We start from the raw sequence: 17368 nt of genomic DNA on the forward strand, positions 1-17368 counted from the left end.
ACTTTTAACCTTCACCGTTCGCAGAGCCGTTATCAGCGTCTTTCGGCGCCAAACGACCGCGAAAATCAACCAGACTGTCGACAATGGCCACAACCACGAGCAACGGATAGATCAGTTGCATGAACGGCAACAGCGTGACGTACAACCCCACCAGCCAGAACCTGGCCAGCTGCCCTTGTGCCACCAGCCCGTGAATCAGGGCCAGCCCGGCAAAAACCAGCGGGATACTGCACATCGGCGTCAGCATGGCCAGTTGTGGTCCGAAATTCGGCCCTACCAGCATGCACGCCAGCAGCAACATCGCTGGCCCAAGAGGGATTCTGATGGCACGAAACTCGCGCCCAAAACCGCCCGGGTTGTACAACACAGCCTGCCAGTAACGCCCGAGAATCAGGCTCAGCACACTGACGGCTTGCAACAAGGCCGCTATCAGGCCGGTCAGGACCGGTGCAACCAGCGTGGCAAGACGAGCTTGGTCTTCCACCGGTAACTGCTGGTAGACCTCACCAAAGGCCATCGGCAGGACTTTTATCAATTCCTGCGCCAGCGCTTCGATCTGCGAGCGGTAAGCCGCCCCCAGGGCTCCAGCAAACACCAACCCTATCGCTATGCTGACCAGCAGCACGCGGTTCCAGGACTCGCTTGCGCGCAAAACCAACGCAAGACTCGAAGACCCCAGCAGCACCAGAAGCGCCCGTGGATCATCGAACATCAGCCACCAGAACAAACCTGGCAGCACTCCCAGAGCAAGGACGCCAAGGGCATCCTTCAATCCGCGCCGCAGAAGCACTAGGCTCCCGGCGGCAGCACTCAACCAATACAACAACGGCAATGCCGAACAGCCAGCCACTACCAGAGTGGCCTGCACACGACCGCGCATGATGAACTCAGCTAAGGCGCGCATGCATTCAATCCCTTACTACTTGTCGACTGCCCGATCTCAGCGGCCGTGGCTGTCGGTGTAGGCCAGCAGGGCCAGGAAGCGGGCGCGCTTGATAGCGGTGGCCAGCTGACGCTGATAACGAGCTTTGGTACCGGTGATGCGGCTTGGAACGATTTTGCCGGTCTCGGATACGTAGGCTTTCAGAGTGTTGAGATCTTTGTAATCGATCTCTTTCACGTCTTCAGCGGTGAAGCGGCAGAATTTACGACGACGGAAGAAACGTGCCATGTAATTGGCTCCTCAAAAGGTCCGTGGATTACTCGTCAGCGTTATCGCTGGCGTCGCTGTTGTCGCTGTCATCGCCATCGGCGCTGTCAGCATGCTCAGGACGGTCACGACGCTCACGGCGCTCACTGCGGTTTTCTTCAGCCTTGAGCATCTCGGATTGGCCAGTGATGGCTTCTTCGCGACGGATGACCAGGTTACGGATCACAGCATCGTTGTAACGGAAGTTATCTTCCAGCTCGGCCAGGGCTTTACCGGTGCACTCAACGTTCAGCATCACGTAGTGAGCCTTGTGAACATTGTTGATTGCGTAGGCCAGTTGACGACGGCCCCAGTCTTCCAGACGGTGGATTTTGCCGCCGTCTTCTTCGATCAGCTTGGTGTAACGCTCAACCATGCCGCCGACTTGCTCGCTTTGATCCGGGTGGACCAAAAAGATGATTTCGTAATGACGCATGAATGCTCCTTACGGGTTGTAGCCTGCCGCCTATAAGCGGTCAGACAAGGAGTGAATGACACTGGTGTGTCTTGCCACAGATAGGCACATATGCGCCTGCCGTCACGGCAAGGGGCGCAATTGTAGAGAAGGGGGAACAGCGGCGCAAGGCAATTGGTGATTATTTGAACAGCAGTTGCAAGCCACGAGCTTCAAGCGACAAGTCAAAGCGCTTGGCGCTGGTAACTTGCCGCTTGCAGCTTATTTGTTACTTGCGCGAAGTCGAAGCCTTGACGCTACGTTGACGCATGGCTTCGAACAGGCAGACGCCCGTGGCCACGGAGACGTTGAGGCTGCTGACGCTGCCCGCCATTGGCAGGCGCACCAGGTAGTCACAGTGTTCGCGGGTCAGGCGCCGCATGCCTTTGCCTTCGGCGCCCATGATGATGATGGTGGGGCCGGTCAGGTCCTGATCGTACAGTTCCTGTTCGGCCTCGCCGGCGGTGCCGACGATCCACAGGCCGCGCTGCTGGAGCTTTTCCAGGGTCCGCGCCAGGTTGGTCACCGCCACTAGCGGAATCACTTCCGCAGCGCCGCACGCCACTTTGCGCACGGTTGGTGTCAGGGTCGCCGACTTGTCCTTGGGCACCAGCACCGCCAGGGCACCGGCCGCGTCGGCGGTGCGCAGGCAGGCGCCGAGGTTGTGCGGGTCGGTCACGCCATCGAGCACCAGCAACAGCGGCGCGCCCTCGGTACGGTCCAGCAGCTCGTCGAGCATGGCCTCGCCCCACACCTGGCTCGGGCTGACTTCCGCCACCACGCCCTGGTGCACGCCTTCAACCCAGGCATCCATTTCGCGACGCTCGGCCTGACCGACCGACACACGGTTCTGTGCCGCCAGATCCACCAGTACCTGAACCCGCGGGTCACTGCGCCCTTCAGCCAACCAGATCTGCTTGACCCGCTTGGGATGGTGACGCAGCAACGCTTCTACAGCATGTACGCCGTAGATCTTTTCCAACTGACTCATGACTTGGCCTTAGGTTTGCGCGCCCCGCCGCTTTTCGCACCGGAAGCAGAGCCCGCCTTGGGCGGACCTTTACGATGTTTGCTCGGCTTGGCTGGACGGTCGCTGTCTCTGGCCGGAGCCGATTTGCCGGACTTTCCCCCAGACGCCGCTTTACCACCGCTTTTGGCTTCAGCCAGCAGCGCCCGTTTCATTTCACGGCTCTTGCGTACTTCGGCGTTTTTCGCCGCCGCGTCGCTCGGACGATAAGCCTCGACCGCCTTCTCCTTGGTGGAGCTGCGACGCCCCGCCTTGGCCGGCGCCGGCTCTTCTACCGCCTTGCTTGCAGGCACGTCCGCGACACCGCGCTTCTTGCGGCCGATCGGGGCATTGATGGTTTTTTCGGCCATCTCGAAGTCGATCTTGCGCTCATCCAGATCGACGCGCATGACCCGCACTTCCACAGTGTCGCCCAAGCGGAAACTGCGCCCGGTGCGCTCGCCCGCCAGGCGGTGATGCACAGGATCGAAATGGTAGTAGTCGCCCGGCAAGGCGGTGACATGCACCAGGCCTTCGACGTAGATATCGGTGAGTTCGACGAACAGACCGAAACCGGTCACCGCAGTGATCACCCCCGGGAAGGACTCGCCGACGCGATCCTTCATGAACTCGCACTTGAGCCAGTTCACTACGTCGCGAGTGGCCTCATCGGCACGGCGCTCGCTCATCGAGCACTGTTCGCCGAGCTGTTCCAGGGTGGCTTCGTCGTACGGGTAGATACGCGCCTTGGGAATGGTCATCGCTCCAGCTCGACGCACGTGCGGCGTGTCCTGCCTGGAGTGAATCACACTGCGGATGGCCCGATGGGTCAGCAGGTCCGGGTAGCGACGGATCGGCGAGGTGAAGTGGGTGTAGGCTTCGTAATTCAGGCCGAAGTGGCCCTGGTTATCGGCGCTGTACACCGCCTGGCTCAGGGAACGCAGCATCACGGTCTGGATCAGGTGGTAATCCGGACGATCCTTGATGGTTTCCAGCAGTGCCTGGTAGTCCTTCGGCGTCGGGCCGTCCTTGCCTTTATGCAGGGACAGGCCCAGCTCGCCAAGGAAGGCGCGCAGCTTTTCCAGGCGCTCCGGCGGCGGACCATCGTGCACCCGGTACAACGCCGGGATCTCATGCTTCTTGAGGAACTCGGCAGTGGCCACGTTGGCGGCCAGCATGCACTCCTCGATCAGCTTGTGGGCATCGTTGCGGGTGGTCGGGCGAATTTCGGCGATCTTGCGCTCGGAGCCGAAAATGATCCGGGTTTCCTGGGTTTCGAAGTCGATGGCGCCACGGGTATGGCGAGCACCGAGCAATACCTTGTACAGCGCATACAGCTGCTTGAGGTGGGGCAGCACATCGCCATACTCGCCGCGCAGCTGCTTGGCTTCGCTGGTTTTCGGCTGCTCGAGCATGGTGCTGACCTTGTTGTAGGTCAGACGCGCCTTGGAGTGGATCACCGCTTCGTAGAACTGGTAGTCGGTCATCTCGCCGGACTTGGAGATGGTCATCTCGCATACCATGGCCAGGCGATCGACTTTCGGGTTCAGCGAGCACAGGCCATTGGACAACTGCTCCGGCAACATCGGGATCACCCGCTCGGGGAAATACACCGAGTTGCCGCGCACCTGGGCTTCGGCGTCCAGGGCCGAACCAATCTTCACGTAGCTGGACACATCGGCGATCGCCACATACAGCTTCCAGCCGCCACCGAACAGGCGCAGTTTGCCGGGCTTGGCTTCGCAGAACACCGCATCGTCGAAGTCGCGAGCGTCTTCGCCGTCGATGGTGACGAAAGGCAGGTCACGCAGGTCGATGCGCTTCTCTTTGTCCTTCTCTTCCACTTCCGGCTTGAGCTTGCCGGCTTCCTTGAGCACGGCTTCGGGCCAGACATGAGGGATGTCGTAGGTACGCAGGGCGACATCGATCTCCATGCCTGGAGCCATGTAGTTGCCCACCACTTCAATCACGTCGCCTTGCGGCTGGAAGCGCGGCGTTGGCCAGTGCGTGATTTTCACCTCAACGAACTGACCGATCTTGGCGTTGGCATTGCGACCGGGAGTGACCAGCACTTCCTGCTGGATCTTCGGGTTATCCGCCACCACGAAGCCGATGCCGCCTTCTTCGAAGTAACGACCCACGATGCTTTCATGGGCACGGGACACCACTTCGACGATCACGCCTTCGCGACGACCACGACGATCCAGGCCGGAAACCCGGGCCAGAGCGCGGTCGCCATCGAAGACCAGACGCATTTGCGCCGGGCTCATGAACAGGTCATCACTGCCATCATCCGGCACCAAGAAGCCGAAACCGTCGCGATGACCGCTGATACGGCCCAGGATCAGGTCGAGCTTATCCACCGGTGCATAAGTACCCCGGCGGGTGTAGATCAGTTGAGCGTCGCGCTCCATGGCGCGCAGGCGGCGACGCAGGGCTTCCAGTTGGTCCTCTGTGGTCAGACCGAACTCTTCTACCAGCTGCTCGCGACTAGCAGGCGAACCCCGGTCAGCAAGGTGCTGGAGGATGAGTTCGCGGCTAGGAATAGGGTTTTCGTATTTTTCCGCTTCACGAGCGGCCTCGGGATCGAGGGACTGCCAATCGGCCATTAGATAAATTTCACCTTGTCTATATGCGGGTTAGTTTGGCATACGCGTATTGAAACGGGAAATTTCAGGCTCAGACAACGCTGGAAAAATCCGCCCCTTCGCTTCAGAAACATCCTTATGCATGCCGCCGATGACTTTTTTCAAACTTTTTTGAAATCGGGGGTTTACAGCTCAAAGGAGCCTCCGTATAGTGCGCGCCATCGACGACGGAGACGTCAGCGATACTGCCCAGATGGTGAAATTGGTAGACACGCCAGCTTCAGGTGCTGGTGGCCGCAAGGCCGTGGAAGTTCGAGTCTTCTTCTGGGCACCAATTCAAGAGCTTGAGATTAGATCAGTTTCAAGGCTCAAACAAAAACCCGCGAAAGCGGGTTTTTGCATTCTAAGTGTTTGATTTAATAAATCCAAAACAGGGGTTTACAGATCAAAACACGATCCGTATAGTGCGCTCCATCGACACGGCGACGACGTCGATACTGCCCAGATGGTGAAATTGGTAGACACGCCAGCTTCAGGTGCTGGTGACCGCAAGGTCGTGGAAGTTCGAGTCTTCTTCTGGGCACCAATTCAAAACTTGAGAGCAACGCTTTCAAGTCTCACAAAAACCCGCGAAAGCGGGTTTTTGCGTTTCTGCCCCCAGCCATCCCCCCCTCCTCACCTGCAGCACAACCCGCAAAGCGCACATGAGAAACAATATCGTTTATGATTGTTACAAGTTTTTGCGGCACAACAGTGAGGAAACCTGCGAATGATGTTCAGAAACACCCTCCTTTCAACATCCCTTCTGCGTGGCTTGACCATCACTTTGCTGGGACTGACCCTGGCATCTCCACTCACCCAGGCAGCCGATAAGATTTCCCTGACCCTGTACAACGGCCAGCACAAGGAAGTCGGCGACGCCGTCGCCAAGGCCTTCGAGGCCAAGACCGGAATTCACGTCAACGTGCGCAAAGGCAGCAGCAACCAGCTGGCCAGCCAAGTCGTCGAGGAAGGCGAGCGCTCGCCCGCCGACGTCATCTATACCGAAGAATCCCCGCCCCTGAACAAGCTCGGCGAACAGGGCCTGCTGGCCCAGACCGACGCGGCAACCCTGGCCGTGCTGCCCAAGGAATACGTAGCTGGCAACGGCACCTGGATCGGTGTCACGGCACGGGTACGGGTGGTGGCCTTCAACCCGAAACTGATCGACGAGAAAGACCTGCCCAAATCCGTGCTGGAATTCTCCCAACCACAATGGCAAGGCAAGGTCGGCTTCGTACCAACCAGCGGCGCCTTCCAGGAACAGGCCGTAGCCATCATCAAGCTGCATGGCATGGACGCTGCCGAGGAGTGGCTGACCGGGCTGCGCGCCTTCGGCAAGGTCTACAGCAACAACATGGTGGCGCTGAAAGCCGTGGAGAACGGCGAAGTCGCCACGGTCCTGGTGAACAACTATTACTGGTTCGCCCTACAGCGGGAAAAAGGCCAGCTGGACTCCAAACTGCACTACTTCACCGACGGCGACGTCGGCGGCCTGATCACCGTCTCCAGCGCCGCAGTGCTCAAGTCCAGCAAGCACCCCAAAGAAGCCCAGCAACTACTCGCCTACATGGCCAGCGAAGAAGGTCAGCGAGTGATCACCCAGACCACCGCCGAATACCCGCTGCATAAAGGCATGGAATCGAATCGCGGGCTCAAGCCCTTCAGCGAATTGCAGGCACCCAAGGTGACCCCGGCCGACTTGGGCAACGCCGAGCAAGCCCTAGACCTGGAACGCGACGTCGGCCTGAATTGATGAACCCACCGCTATCGCCACTCGCCTCACGCACGCCCTACGTGCCGAGGCGCAAGCGGCCTTCGATCTGGTTGCTGCTGCCTGTCCTGCTGCTGGTCTGCCTGAGCCTGCTACCGCTGCTCTTTGTCGGGCTCAAGGCCTGGCAGGCCGGCTGGGCGGAAGCCTTGCACCTGCTATGGCGCCCCTACGTATTGCGCCTGCTAAGCAACACCCTGCTGCTGATGTGCGGGGTGACCATCGCCTGCGCCATCATCGGCCTGTCCCTGGCGTGGCTGCTGGAACGCAGCGATTTGCCGGGGCGGCGAATCTGGGGCGTGGTGCTGTGCCTGCCCTTCGCCGTGCCGGCTTTTGTCAGCAGCTTTACCTGGGTGTCCCTGAGTTCCGGATTCGAAGGGCTGGGCGGTGCGATCCTGGTGATGACCCTGTCCAAGTACCCGCTGGTGTTCCTGCCGGTGGCAGCCACCTTACGCAATCTCGACCCGGCCCTCGAGGAATCGGCGCGAACCCTGGGACAAAATCGCTGGGGCGTGTTCTTTAAGATCACCCTGCCCCTGCTCTGGCCTTCTCTGCTGGCCGGATCGCTGCTGATCGCCCTGCACATGCTGGTGGAATTCGGCGCCCTGTCGATTATTGGCCTGCAAACCTTTACCACGGCGATCTACCAGCAATTCGAGCTGGAATTCAGCAACGCCAACGCCGCCATGCTCTCAGCCGTGCTGCTGGCGCTGTGCCTGATTCTGCTGGGCCTGGAACTGCGGGTTCGGGGCAAGGGTCGCCATGTGCGCACCGGCCAGGGCGCAGCACGACACGCCGAACAAGTGCGATTGGGGCGCTGGTCCGCAGGGGGACAACTCTACTGCCTGCTGCTGACCGTGATCGGCAGCGGCATCCCCCTGGGCATGCTCGCCTACTGGCTGGCGGTAGGCTCATCAGCTGCCTTTCCAGTGGCCGCCATCAGCCAGGCACTGCTTTCCTCCCTGGCGCTGTCGCTGGGCGGTGCCGGCCTGTGCCTGATGCTGGCGGTGCCAGTAGGCCTGTTGGTGGTGCGCTACAAGGGGCCGTTGGCGCTCTGGGCCGAACGCCTGCCCTACCTGCTGCACGCCCTGCCAGGCCTGGTGATCGCCCTGACCCTGGTGTATTTCGCCCTGCACTATGTGCCGGCGCTGTATCAAACCTCGGCGCTGCTCCTGATCGCCTATGCCTTGCTGTTCCTGCCGCTGGCCCAGGCGCCGATCCGCACAGCACTGAACAAGGCGGCGCCACAGCTGGAAGAGGCGGCCAGAACCCTGGGCGCATCGTCGTTCAGCGCTTTCTGCCGGGTGACCCTGCCGATCATCTTCCCCGCACTGGGCGCAGCATTCGCCCTGGTGTTTCTGGACGCCATGAAAGAGCTGACCGCGACACTGCTGCTCAGCCCGACAGGGCTGAACACCCTGGCCACGGAGGTCTGGGCGCATACGGCGAATGTGGAGTTTGCGGCGGCGGCACCTTATGCGGCGCTGCTGATTCTGGTATCGGGGCTGCCGGTCTATCTGCTGACGACGCGGATGTATTTGAGTCGCTGAGAAGGGTTGCGCCGACAAGCCGACTCCTGCGCAAAGGCGCAGGAGTCGGCTTATCAGCGAAGCATCAGGCGCGGAACTGGCCGAGACTGGCCTTGAGCTGCGCCGCCAGGCTGTCCAGCACCTTGCCACTGGCCGTGGTTTCCACCACCGCCTGGGCCGCCCGCTCGGCCTGGGCATGGATGGTTTCCACCCGCCCACGCACCGCTTGCGCGCCTTGAGCCTGATGGGCCGCGGCCTGGGTGGCCAGGCCAATGGCGGCATGTACCTGTTCGACCGAAGACTGCACCGTCTGCTGCAGGCGAGCACTGTCACGCAGCACCAGCAAGCCCTCGCTGGCCTGACGCCCAGCCTGACCAATGGCCGCCACCGCCTCCCGCGCGCCCTGCTGCAGCGCGCCGATATGGGCCTGGATGTCGCCAGTGGAGCTCTGGGTCTTGCTGGCCAGGGCTCGCACCTCATCCGCCACGACGGCAAACCCGCGCCCGGTTTCACCGGCGCGCGCCGCTTCGATCGCCGCATTCAGCGCCAGCAGGTTGGTCTGCTCGGCAATGCCATGAATCACCGTCAGCACCACCTCGATCTGCTCGCTCTGCTGCGCCAGGCGCTCGATCACCTTGGCCCCGGTATCCACCTGCCCGGCCAAGGCCTCGATGAGGTTGCCGACCTGCTCGGAGGTACGGGTGTTCTCGTCAGTGGCCTGACGGATCTCCACCACCTGCTGCAGCGCCGCCTGCATCGCCTGGCTTTCCGCCTGGGCTTCATCAGCCATCTGCGACAGTGCCCGCAGGCTTTCCGCCACCTCGTCGCGCTGCGCTTCGGCCGCCGCATCCGCCCCGGCATTACGCAGGCTCATGGCGCCGATCTCGACACCGGTACGCTGCGCCACATCCCCCGCCTCACGCACGATGGGCTGCAACTTATCCACAAAGCGATTCACCGCCGAGGCCATGTCGCCGATCTCATCATTGCTGTTGAGCGGCACACGCTTGGTCAGATCCCCCTCACCTGCTGCCAAGTCATTGAGGGCGGAAATCAACAGGTGCAACTTGTTCACCACGCGCCGCCCCAGCACCACCGCCAGCAACAGCAGCAAAGCCAGCCCCACCAGCGCCAGGCCCACGCCAATCTGCCAGCGCAGCGTCGCTGCCGCCTCTTGCACCGTGCTGGTGGTATTGGCCTGCATCTGCGCGGCAGTGGCCTGGGCCGACTGCAAGCGTGAACGCATGGCCGCCGAACTGTCGGCAGAGGCACCCTTGAGACTGTCGCCGACCAACTGGTCGCTGCTGGCGATCAATGCCCCAAAACGCTGATCCAGGGCGGCAATATCCGCTTCCACAGAAGCCGTGGACACCCCCATCAGCACCTTGCCGATCTCGACCCCATTAGGGTTGATCGATGCCTCCAGGTAGTAGACCGAAGGATCGTTCTTGGCCGCATCCAGCACCTTGTCCAAGGCCCGATCGCCCTTGCCCTTCTCCAGCAGGGCCTTGTTGATCGGATTCTCGCGGTTCAGGTAACGCGTCAGGTGTTCACCCGCAGCATCGTCATAAACCACGAACAACACGTTGGGATTACGCTGAGCACGTCGTGCGAACTCGGACAAAGTCGGCACATCACTGTCCCACATGGCACGAGGCGCCACGGAGGCCAGCAACTGAGCCATGTCATTGGCGGAGTCCTTCAGGTCCTTTTCCAGGGCCGCACGCAGTTGCACCTGCTCTTCCTTGAGACGGGAAGACAGGCCCGCGGTCAGACGCTGACGGGTGCTGCTGGACAGGCTTTCCAGGCTGGAAGTGACTTCCTTGCCTGCCTGCTCAAGTTCGCCAGACAACTTCTGGCTATCAACCCCCAAACGCGAAGCCAGATCGGCCTCCAGGGCAGTCACCGTGCTCCGAGTCAGGGCAACAGCGAGCACTACCTGCACCAAAAGGGCGATACCGAGGGTAACGAACACAGGCCGCAGTAAACGGCTTTGTAACAGTGAGAGAACGGCCGACACAGGAAATCCCTCTACTTTTGACGCCATTATTCTGATGGCACTCTAGAAGTGGATTTCACAGCAAGGGTCGTGCCGCGCGGCGAGCAGAAACGACAAAGGGCCCCATCAAGGGCCCTTTGGTTTTTACATCAACGACTTATCAAGCGAACGGATGGCGCAGAACGATGGTTTCGTTGCGGTCCGGACCTGTCGAAATAATGTCGATCGGCGCGCCGACCAGTTCTTCGATGCGCTTGATATAGGCCTGGGCGGCGGCAGGCAGCTCTTCCAGGGTCTTGGCGCCCAGGGTCGATTCGCTCCAGCCCGGCATCTGCTCGTACACCGGCTCCAGGCCGATGTAGCTGTCGGCGTCGGTCGGCGCGTCGATGACTGCACCATCCTGGTTCTTGTAGCCGACACAGATGTTGATGGTTTCCAGGCCGTCCAGCACGTCCAGCTTGGTCAGGCACAGGCCCGAGATGCTGTTGACGTCGATGGCGCGACGCAGGATCACGGCGTCGAACCAGCCGCAACGACGGGCACGGCCGGTAGTAGCGCCGAACTCGTGGCCACGCTTGGCCAGGAACGCACCGACGTCATCGAACAGTTCAGTCGGGAATGGACCCGAACCCACGCGAGTGGTGTAGGCCTTGGTGATGCCCAGGATGTAGTCCAGGTACATCGGGCCCACGCCCGAACCGGTGGCGATGCCGCCGGCGGTGGTGTTGGAGCTGGTGACGTACGGGTAGGTACCGTGGTCGATGTCCAGCAGCGAGCCCTGGGCACCTTCGAACATGATGTCCTTACCGGCGCGGCGCAGCTGGTGCAGCTCGGCGGTGACGTCGAGCATCATCGGCTTGAGCAGCTCGGCGTACTCCATGCACTCGTCCAGAGTCTTCTGGAAGTCGATGGCCGGCTCTTTGTAGTAATTGACCAGGACGAAGTTGTGGTAGTCCAGCAACTCGCCCAGTTTGGCGGCGAAACGCTCGCGGTGGAACAGATCACCGATGCGCAGGCCACGACGGGCAACCTTGTCTTCGTAAGCCGGGCCGATGCCGCGACCGGTGGTACCGATCTTCTGCTCGCCACGGGCCTTCTCGCGAGCCTGGTCCAGGGCTACGTGGTAGGACAGGATCAGCGGGCAGGAAGGGCTGATGCGCAGACGCTCGCGCACCGGCACGCCTTTCTCTTCCAGCTTGACGATTTCACGCATCAAGGCGTCCGGTGCTACCACCACGCCGTTACCGATCAGGCACTGCACGCCTTCGCGCAGCACGCCGGACGGAATCAGGTGCAGCACGGTCTTCTCACCGTCGATCACCAGGGTGTGGCCAGCGTTGTGGCCACCTTGGTAGCGCACTACGGCGGCGGCATGTTCGGTCAGCAGATCAACGATCTTGCCTTTGCCCTCATCACCCCACTGGGTGCCCAGGACTACGACATTCTTACCCATAACACTTGTCCTCATTCGCGCAAACTTGGTGCCGGCAGCCGCCGGCAGGAAAACTCAAGAAGCCAGCGGCAATACTTGCCAAAGCCCATTCTGCTGAATCAATTGCCGGTCGCAGTCCGCTTCACGGGCGGCGGCCAAAGGTTGTCCAGGCAACGCCTGAACGACACGCTGACCCTCACTGCGCAACTGGCAGACGGTCTGCCAGAGTGCCGCGTCAGTGCTGTCAGGCATCCAGATACCGCCGGACGGTAGCTCGACTTCAGCACGCCCCAGGGTCACCAGGGTTTTCAAATCGGTGGAGAAACCGGTCGCCGGACGGGCACGTCCGAAGTCCGCGCCGATGTCATCGTAACGACCGCCCTGGGCAATGGATTGACCCACGCCCGGCACGAACACCGCGAACACCACACCGGTGTGGTAGTGGTAACCACGCAGCTCGCCCAGATCGAAGTACAGCGGCAAATCAGGGAAACGCACCGACAAGCGCTCGGCAATCGTCAGCAACTCATCCAGTGCCAGCAGCACCGAAGTCGGTGCGCCAGCCAGGCGGCGACGGGCATCACTCAATACTTCGCGACTGCCGCACAACTCCACCAGGGAGCGCAGCATGTCGGCCAGATCGGCGGGCAGGCCCTGGGTCAGGCTGATGACTTCATCGATCGCCTTGCGCTGCAGGGCATCGAACAATTGTTGCTCTACGGCACCGGACAGACCGGCCGCCTGAGCCAGGCCACGGTAGATACCCACATGCCCCAGATCCATGTGCACATCCGGCACATCGGCCAGTTGCAGCATGGCCAGCATCAGGCTGATGACCTCGACGTCGCTGCTTGGGCTGGCATCGCCATACAACTCGGCGCCCAGCTGGATCGGGCTGCGCGAGGACGACAAGGCTCGGGGCTGCGCATGCAGCACGCTGCCGGCGTAGCACAGGCGGCTCGGCCCTTCGCGACGCAGAGTGTGAGCGTCGATACGCGCCACCTGTGGCGTGATGTCGGCACGGAAACCCATTTGCCGGCCCGATTGCGGGTCGATGACCTTGAAGGTGCGCAGATCCAGGTCCTGGCCGGCGCCCGTCAACAGGGATTCCAGGTATTCGATATGGGGAGTAACGACGAACTCGTAACCCCAGCTCTGAAACAGATCCAACACCTGACGACGCGCTACTTCAATGCGCGCCGCTTCCGGCGGCAATACTTCTTCGATGCCATCTGGCAGCAGCCAGCGGTCTACCGTTGCCATTACGCCATTCCCCCATGGTCCGGGCGGCAAGCCTTCGGCCAGCCTTAGAGTGAAGCAGAAAACAGTCGCATCCGACGCGAGCTCAGCCGGACAGGCAGCCAGAAATCAGCTGTACAGACCATTTTCCTCGAAAAATCTTACCGGGCTCTTGAACGAACCACGGCCAATCAAAGATGCAGACGCAAAAAAGCCGGGAATTTCCCGGCTGCCGCATCATACACCCGTTTTACCAAAGGATCACCCCGCGAGGCATTTTAGCCGCCCGGCGGGGTGTTCCCGGATCAGGGCCTGATCAAGGCTTGGACTTTTCCAGATAGTGGAAAAAGTCGCTGCTTGGGTCCAGGACCATGACGTCGGATTTGTTCGCGAAGCTTTCACGGTAGGCACGCAGGCTACGATAGAACGCGTAGAACTCCTGATCCTGACCGTAGGCCTTGGCATAGATCGCCGCCGCCTGGGCATCGCCATCACCGCGCACTTCTTCAGACTCGCGATAGGCTTCAGCCAGCAACACACGCCGCTGACGATCAGCGTCGGCACGAATGCCTTCCGCCAGCTCGTTACCCTTGGCCCGGTGCTCGCGAGCCTCACGCTCACGCTCGGTGCTCATGCGCTCGAACACGCTGCGGTTCACTTCCTTCGGCAGATCGATCGCCTTGACCCGGACATCGACCACTTCGATACCCAGTTCCTTCTCGGCCATCTTGTTCAGCGAAGCGGTGATATCCGCCATCAGCGCGTCACGCTCGCCGGAAACCACTTCATGCAGGGTGCGCTTACCAAACTGGTCACGCAGGCCCGATTCCAGGCGACGAGAAAGACGCTCGTCGGCGATCTGCTTGAGACCGGATGTGGCGGTGTAGAAGCGCTCGGCATCCTTGACCCGCCACTTGGCGTAGGCATCCACCATCACGGCTTTCTTTTCCAGAGTCAGGAAGCGCTGCGTCGGTGCATCCAGGGTCATCAGGCGCGCGTCGAACTTACGCACCTGGTTCACGTAGGGCACTTTCACATGCAGGCCAGGCTGGACATCGGCCTGGACCACACGACCGAACTGCAGCAACACCGCACGCTCGGTCTGAGCGACGATGTAGAAGCTGTTCCAGGCAACCACCGCCACGACAACACCCACGATCAGGGCGATCAGCGATTTATTGCTCATCAGCGACTCTCCCTAGAACGCGTCTGCTGCTGTTGCTGCATATGATCAGCCGCAGCGCGCGCGTTCGCTTCATTGCTGGCCGCAGAAGCCGAGCCCGTTACCGGAGCAGCGCCGCTACGACCACTGTCGATCATCTTGTCCAGCGGCAGGTAGAGCAGGTTGTTCTGCCCACCCTTGCTGCCGGTCACCAACACCTTGCTGGTGTTGCTGAAGACTTCCTGCATGGTGTCCAGGTACAGGCGCTGACGGGTGACTTCAGGAGCCTTGCGGTATTCGGCAACCAGCTTGGTGAAACGATCTGCCTCACCCTTGGCCCGAGAAACCACTTCGTCGCGATAACCGTTGGCGTCCTCGAGGATGCGCTGAGCCTGACCGCGAGCCTCTGGCACTACGCCGTTGGCATAGGTTTCAGCCTGGTTGCGCGAGCGCTGTTCATCTTCACGGGCACGGATCACGTCGTCGAAGGCTTCCTGCACTTCACGCGGTGCAGCTGCGCTCTGTACGTTCACCTGAGTCACGGTGATACCGGTGCGGTAGTTGTCGAGGAAACGCTGCAGACGCTCCTTGATCTCGCTGGCCATCAATTCACGGCCTTCAGTCAGCACCTGGTCCATGGCGGTTGAACCCACCACATGGCGCAGGGCGCTGTCAGTCGCATGCTGCAGGCTGATTTCCGGCTGATCTACGTTCAGCACGAAGTCCTGCAGGTTGCTGATCTTGTACTGCACGGTCAGCGGCACTTCGACGATGTTCTCGTCCTCGGTGAGCATCTGCCCCTGCTTGGTATAGGCACGCTCGCGCGTGACGTTTTCCATGTACTTGCGATCGATCGGCGGGAAGTAGATGTTCAGACCCGGGCCGACGGTTTCGTAGTATTTGCCGAAGCGCAGCACCACGGCCTGCTCCTGCTCATCGACTACATAAACCGCGCTGTACAGCCACACGGCCGCCAGCACGACAAGACCAATACCCAGCAAGCCGAAACCACCGCCCTTGCCGGAGCTACCGCCGTCATCACCACGTTTCTTACCACCACCGAACAACCCATTCAGGCTTTCCTGCAGCTTACGGAAGGCCTCGTCGAGATCTGGTGGCCCCTTGCGATCGCCATTATTGCGGCGCTTACCACCCCAAGGGTCCTGATTATTCGAGTTGCCACCCGGCTCATTCCAAGCCATAGCGCTCTCCATCTGATAAAGCAAAGACGCACCCACGGCGCGCCGACCAATGCTACAGAATGCCTGCTACAGCGGCACAACCGCTTGCCCAGGCTTTTATTGCAAAGTGTGTTGCTCGATGAATTCCGACGGCTGCAAACCTTCGCGACTGACCAGCCGATTCAACTCGGCCCGCGGCAGGCGAACGGCCAGCAAACTGACACCCTCGTCGTCATGATCTTCTTTCTGCACAGCGTTCAACTGGAAAAACTGTGCTCGCAGTCGAGCAAAACGTTGAGGCAAGCGCAAGGTGCCCACGAACAAATCTTCACCCAGCAGTTCCGCGATGGCCTGCTTGAGCAGATCCAGCCCCTGGCCGTCACGGGCCGACAGCCAGACTCGCTGCGGCTTGCCGTCCGGATCGCGCTGGATCTGCGGCTCCACACCCTCGAGCAAATCGAGTTTGTTATAGACCTCCAGGATCGGCAAGTCTTGAGCCCCGATCTCGCCCAGCACCACCATCACCTGCTCGATCTGGGCAGTACGCTCGGGTTCATGCGCATCGATCACGTGCAGCAGCAGGTCGGAGTTGCTGGACTCTTCGAGGGTAGCTCGAAATGCCTCCACCAGCTTGTGCGGCAGGTGACGAATGAATCCCACGGTATCGGCCAATACAATCGGCCCCAGGTCATCCAGCTCCAAGCGGCGCAAAGTCGGATCGAGGGTAGCGAACAGCTGGTCGGCGGCGAACACATCGGAAGCGGTGACAGCATTGAACAACGTGGACTTGCCAGCGTTGGTATAGCCCACCAGCGACACCGAAGGAATGTCGGCACGTTTGCGGCCACGGCGGGCCTGCTCACGTTGACTGCGAACCTTTTCCAGGCGCGCCTTGATCTGCCGCAGACGCACTCGCAGCAGGCGCCGGTCGGTTTCCAACTGGGTTTCACCCGGACCACGCAGACCGATACCGCCTTTCTGCCGTTCAAGGTGAGTCCAGCCGCGGACCAGCCGCGTGCTCATGTGCTCAAGCTGGGCCAGTTCAACCTGGAGCTTGCCTTCATGGGTGCGCGCACGCTGAGCGAAGATATCGAGAATCAGGCCCGTGCGATCAATCACGCGACACTCGAATACACGTTCGAGGTTACGTTCCTGACTGGGCGTGAGGATGTGATTGAAAATCACCAGGTCTACCTGTTCGGCTTTGACCAGGTCGCGCAATTCCTCGACCTTGCCGCTGCCAACCAGGTATTTGGCGGTTGGCCGATGACGCGGCACGCTAACAAACGCGACGGTCTCGGCGCCGGCCGATAATGCCAGCTCCTGAAACTCCTGCGGATCTTCGCGCGCCTCAGGGTCCTGACCATCCAAGTGAACGAGAATGGCCCGTTCACCACCACCGTGGCGCTCAAAGAACAAAGGAGACTCCTATCAGGCGTTACCTGGCTCAGCGTCACCCTGTTCGGATTCGGATGCACTAGGCAGACGAATTGGGCGAACCGGAACCACTGTAGAGATAGCGTGCTTGTAAACCATTTGGCTGACGGTGTTTTTCAGCAGGATGACGAACTGGTCAAAGGACTCGATCGTGCCTTGCAGTTTGATTCCGTTAACCAGATAGATGGATACCCCAACTTTCTCTTTACGCAATGTATTCAAGTAAGGGTCTTGTAGCGAATGCCCTTTTGACATGTGCCGCACTCCTTTAAGGATCAATAATAAAAATCGGAAAACAGATAGCTAAAACCGTCACACCCCCAAGGATAGACGGCAATTGCA

At 60.6% G+C, this 17368-nt stretch carries 14 protein-coding genes and 2 tRNA genes; 4 read left to right on the forward strand and 12 right to left on the reverse strand.

The features are described from left to right. Positions 1–4: 4 nt before the first annotated feature. From L1O02_RS28105 to rnr, 5 genes are all read right to left on the reverse strand, one after another. Positions 5–904 carry a hypothetical protein gene (locus L1O02_RS28105; RefSeq protein ID WP_235759127.1) on the reverse strand — a complete coding sequence of 300 codons (900 nt, stop codon included), beginning with the start codon at positions 902–904 and terminating at the stop codon, positions 5–7. A gap of 36 nt (positions 905–940) precedes the next feature. Beyond that, positions 941–1171 carry a 30S ribosomal protein S18 gene (gene rpsR / locus L1O02_RS28110; RefSeq protein ID WP_002551829.1) on the reverse strand — a complete coding sequence of 77 codons (231 nt, stop codon included), beginning with the start codon at positions 1169–1171 and terminating at the stop codon, positions 941–943. Between the two features lie 28 nt (positions 1172–1199). Next, positions 1200–1625, reverse strand: a complete 426-nt coding sequence (gene rpsF, locus L1O02_RS28115) for a 30S ribosomal protein S6 (RefSeq protein ID WP_011058949.1) — start codon at positions 1623–1625, stop codon at positions 1200–1202. A 247-nt stretch (positions 1626–1872) separates the two neighbouring features. Then, complete coding sequence (gene rlmB / locus L1O02_RS28120; protein ID WP_060842330.1) at positions 1873–2634, reverse strand: 23S rRNA (guanosine(2251)-2'-O)-methyltransferase RlmB; 762 nt, start codon at positions 2632–2634, stop codon at positions 1873–1875. Beyond that, complete coding sequence (gene rnr / locus L1O02_RS28125) at positions 2631–5258, reverse strand: ribonuclease R (protein WP_235759129.1); 2628 nt, start codon at positions 5256–5258, stop codon at positions 2631–2633. The genes rlmB and rnr overlap by 4 nt, the downstream gene beginning before the upstream one ends. A gap of 226 nt (positions 5259–5484) precedes the next feature. Here rnr and L1O02_RS28130 point away from each other — a divergent pair. The 4 genes from L1O02_RS28130 (at position 5485) to L1O02_RS28145 (ending at position 8597) form a co-directional block, all read left to right on the forward strand. Beyond that, a tRNA-Leu gene (locus L1O02_RS28130) sits at positions 5485–5571 on the forward strand. 165 nt (positions 5572–5736) lie between these two features. Then, positions 5737–5823: transfer RNA gene (locus L1O02_RS28135), tRNA-Leu, on the forward strand. Positions 5824–6006: 183 nt separating this feature from the next. Beyond that, a complete protein-coding gene (locus tag L1O02_RS28140) occupies positions 6007–7032 on the forward strand; it encodes an extracellular solute-binding protein (protein WP_060837267.1) in 1026 nt (341 codons plus the stop codon). Beyond that, positions 7032–8597, forward strand: a complete 1566-nt coding sequence (locus L1O02_RS28145) for an iron ABC transporter permease (RefSeq protein WP_108545956.1) — start codon at positions 7032–7034, stop codon at positions 8595–8597. The genes L1O02_RS28140 and L1O02_RS28145 overlap by 1 nt, the downstream gene beginning before the upstream one ends. 64 nt (positions 8598–8661) lie before the next feature. On the opposite strand, the gene L1O02_RS28150 is transcribed toward L1O02_RS28145, so the two are convergent. From L1O02_RS28150 to hfq, 7 genes are all read right to left on the reverse strand, one after another. Continuing rightward, complete coding sequence (locus L1O02_RS28150) at positions 8662–10596, reverse strand: methyl-accepting chemotaxis protein (protein WP_060837265.1); 1935 nt, start codon at positions 10594–10596, stop codon at positions 8662–8664. A 139-nt stretch (positions 10597–10735) separates the two neighbouring features. Continuing rightward, on the reverse strand, positions 10736–12028 hold the full coding sequence (locus L1O02_RS28155; RefSeq protein ID WP_047283686.1) for an adenylosuccinate synthase: 1293 nt from the start codon (positions 12026–12028) through the stop codon (positions 10736–10738). Positions 12029–12082: 54 nt separating this feature from the next. After that, positions 12083–13270 (reverse strand): ATP phosphoribosyltransferase regulatory subunit, encoded by a 1188-nt coding sequence (locus tag L1O02_RS28160; protein ID WP_016965258.1) that lies wholly within the window; start codon positions 13268–13270, stop codon positions 12083–12085. Positions 13271–13562: 292 nt separating this feature from the next. Next, positions 13563–14432: a protease modulator HflC gene (gene hflC / locus L1O02_RS28165; RefSeq protein WP_016965257.1), complete on the reverse strand. Its 870-nt coding sequence runs from the start codon at positions 14430–14432 to the stop codon at positions 13563–13565. Continuing rightward, positions 14432–15610, reverse strand: a complete 1179-nt coding sequence (hflK, locus tag L1O02_RS28170) for an FtsH protease activity modulator HflK (RefSeq protein ID WP_047283685.1) — start codon at positions 15608–15610, stop codon at positions 14432–14434. Before hflK ends, hflC begins: the two co-directional genes overlap by 1 nt. Positions 15611–15706: 96 nt before the next feature. Then, positions 15707–17008 (reverse strand): ribosome rescue GTPase HflX, encoded by a 1302-nt coding sequence (gene hflX, locus L1O02_RS28175; RefSeq protein ID WP_060842327.1) that lies wholly within the window; start codon positions 17006–17008, stop codon positions 15707–15709. A gap of 12 nt (positions 17009–17020) precedes the next feature. Further along, entirely contained in the window at positions 17021–17281 is a 261-nt protein-coding gene (hfq, locus tag L1O02_RS28180; protein WP_007921378.1) for an RNA chaperone Hfq, read from the reverse strand. Between the last annotated feature and the right edge of the window lie 87 nt (positions 17282–17368).

The sequence above is a fragment of the Pseudomonas sp. BC42 genome (genome assembly GCF_021560055.1).
Classification (GTDB): domain Bacteria; phylum Pseudomonadota; class Gammaproteobacteria; order Pseudomonadales; family Pseudomonadaceae; genus Aquipseudomonas.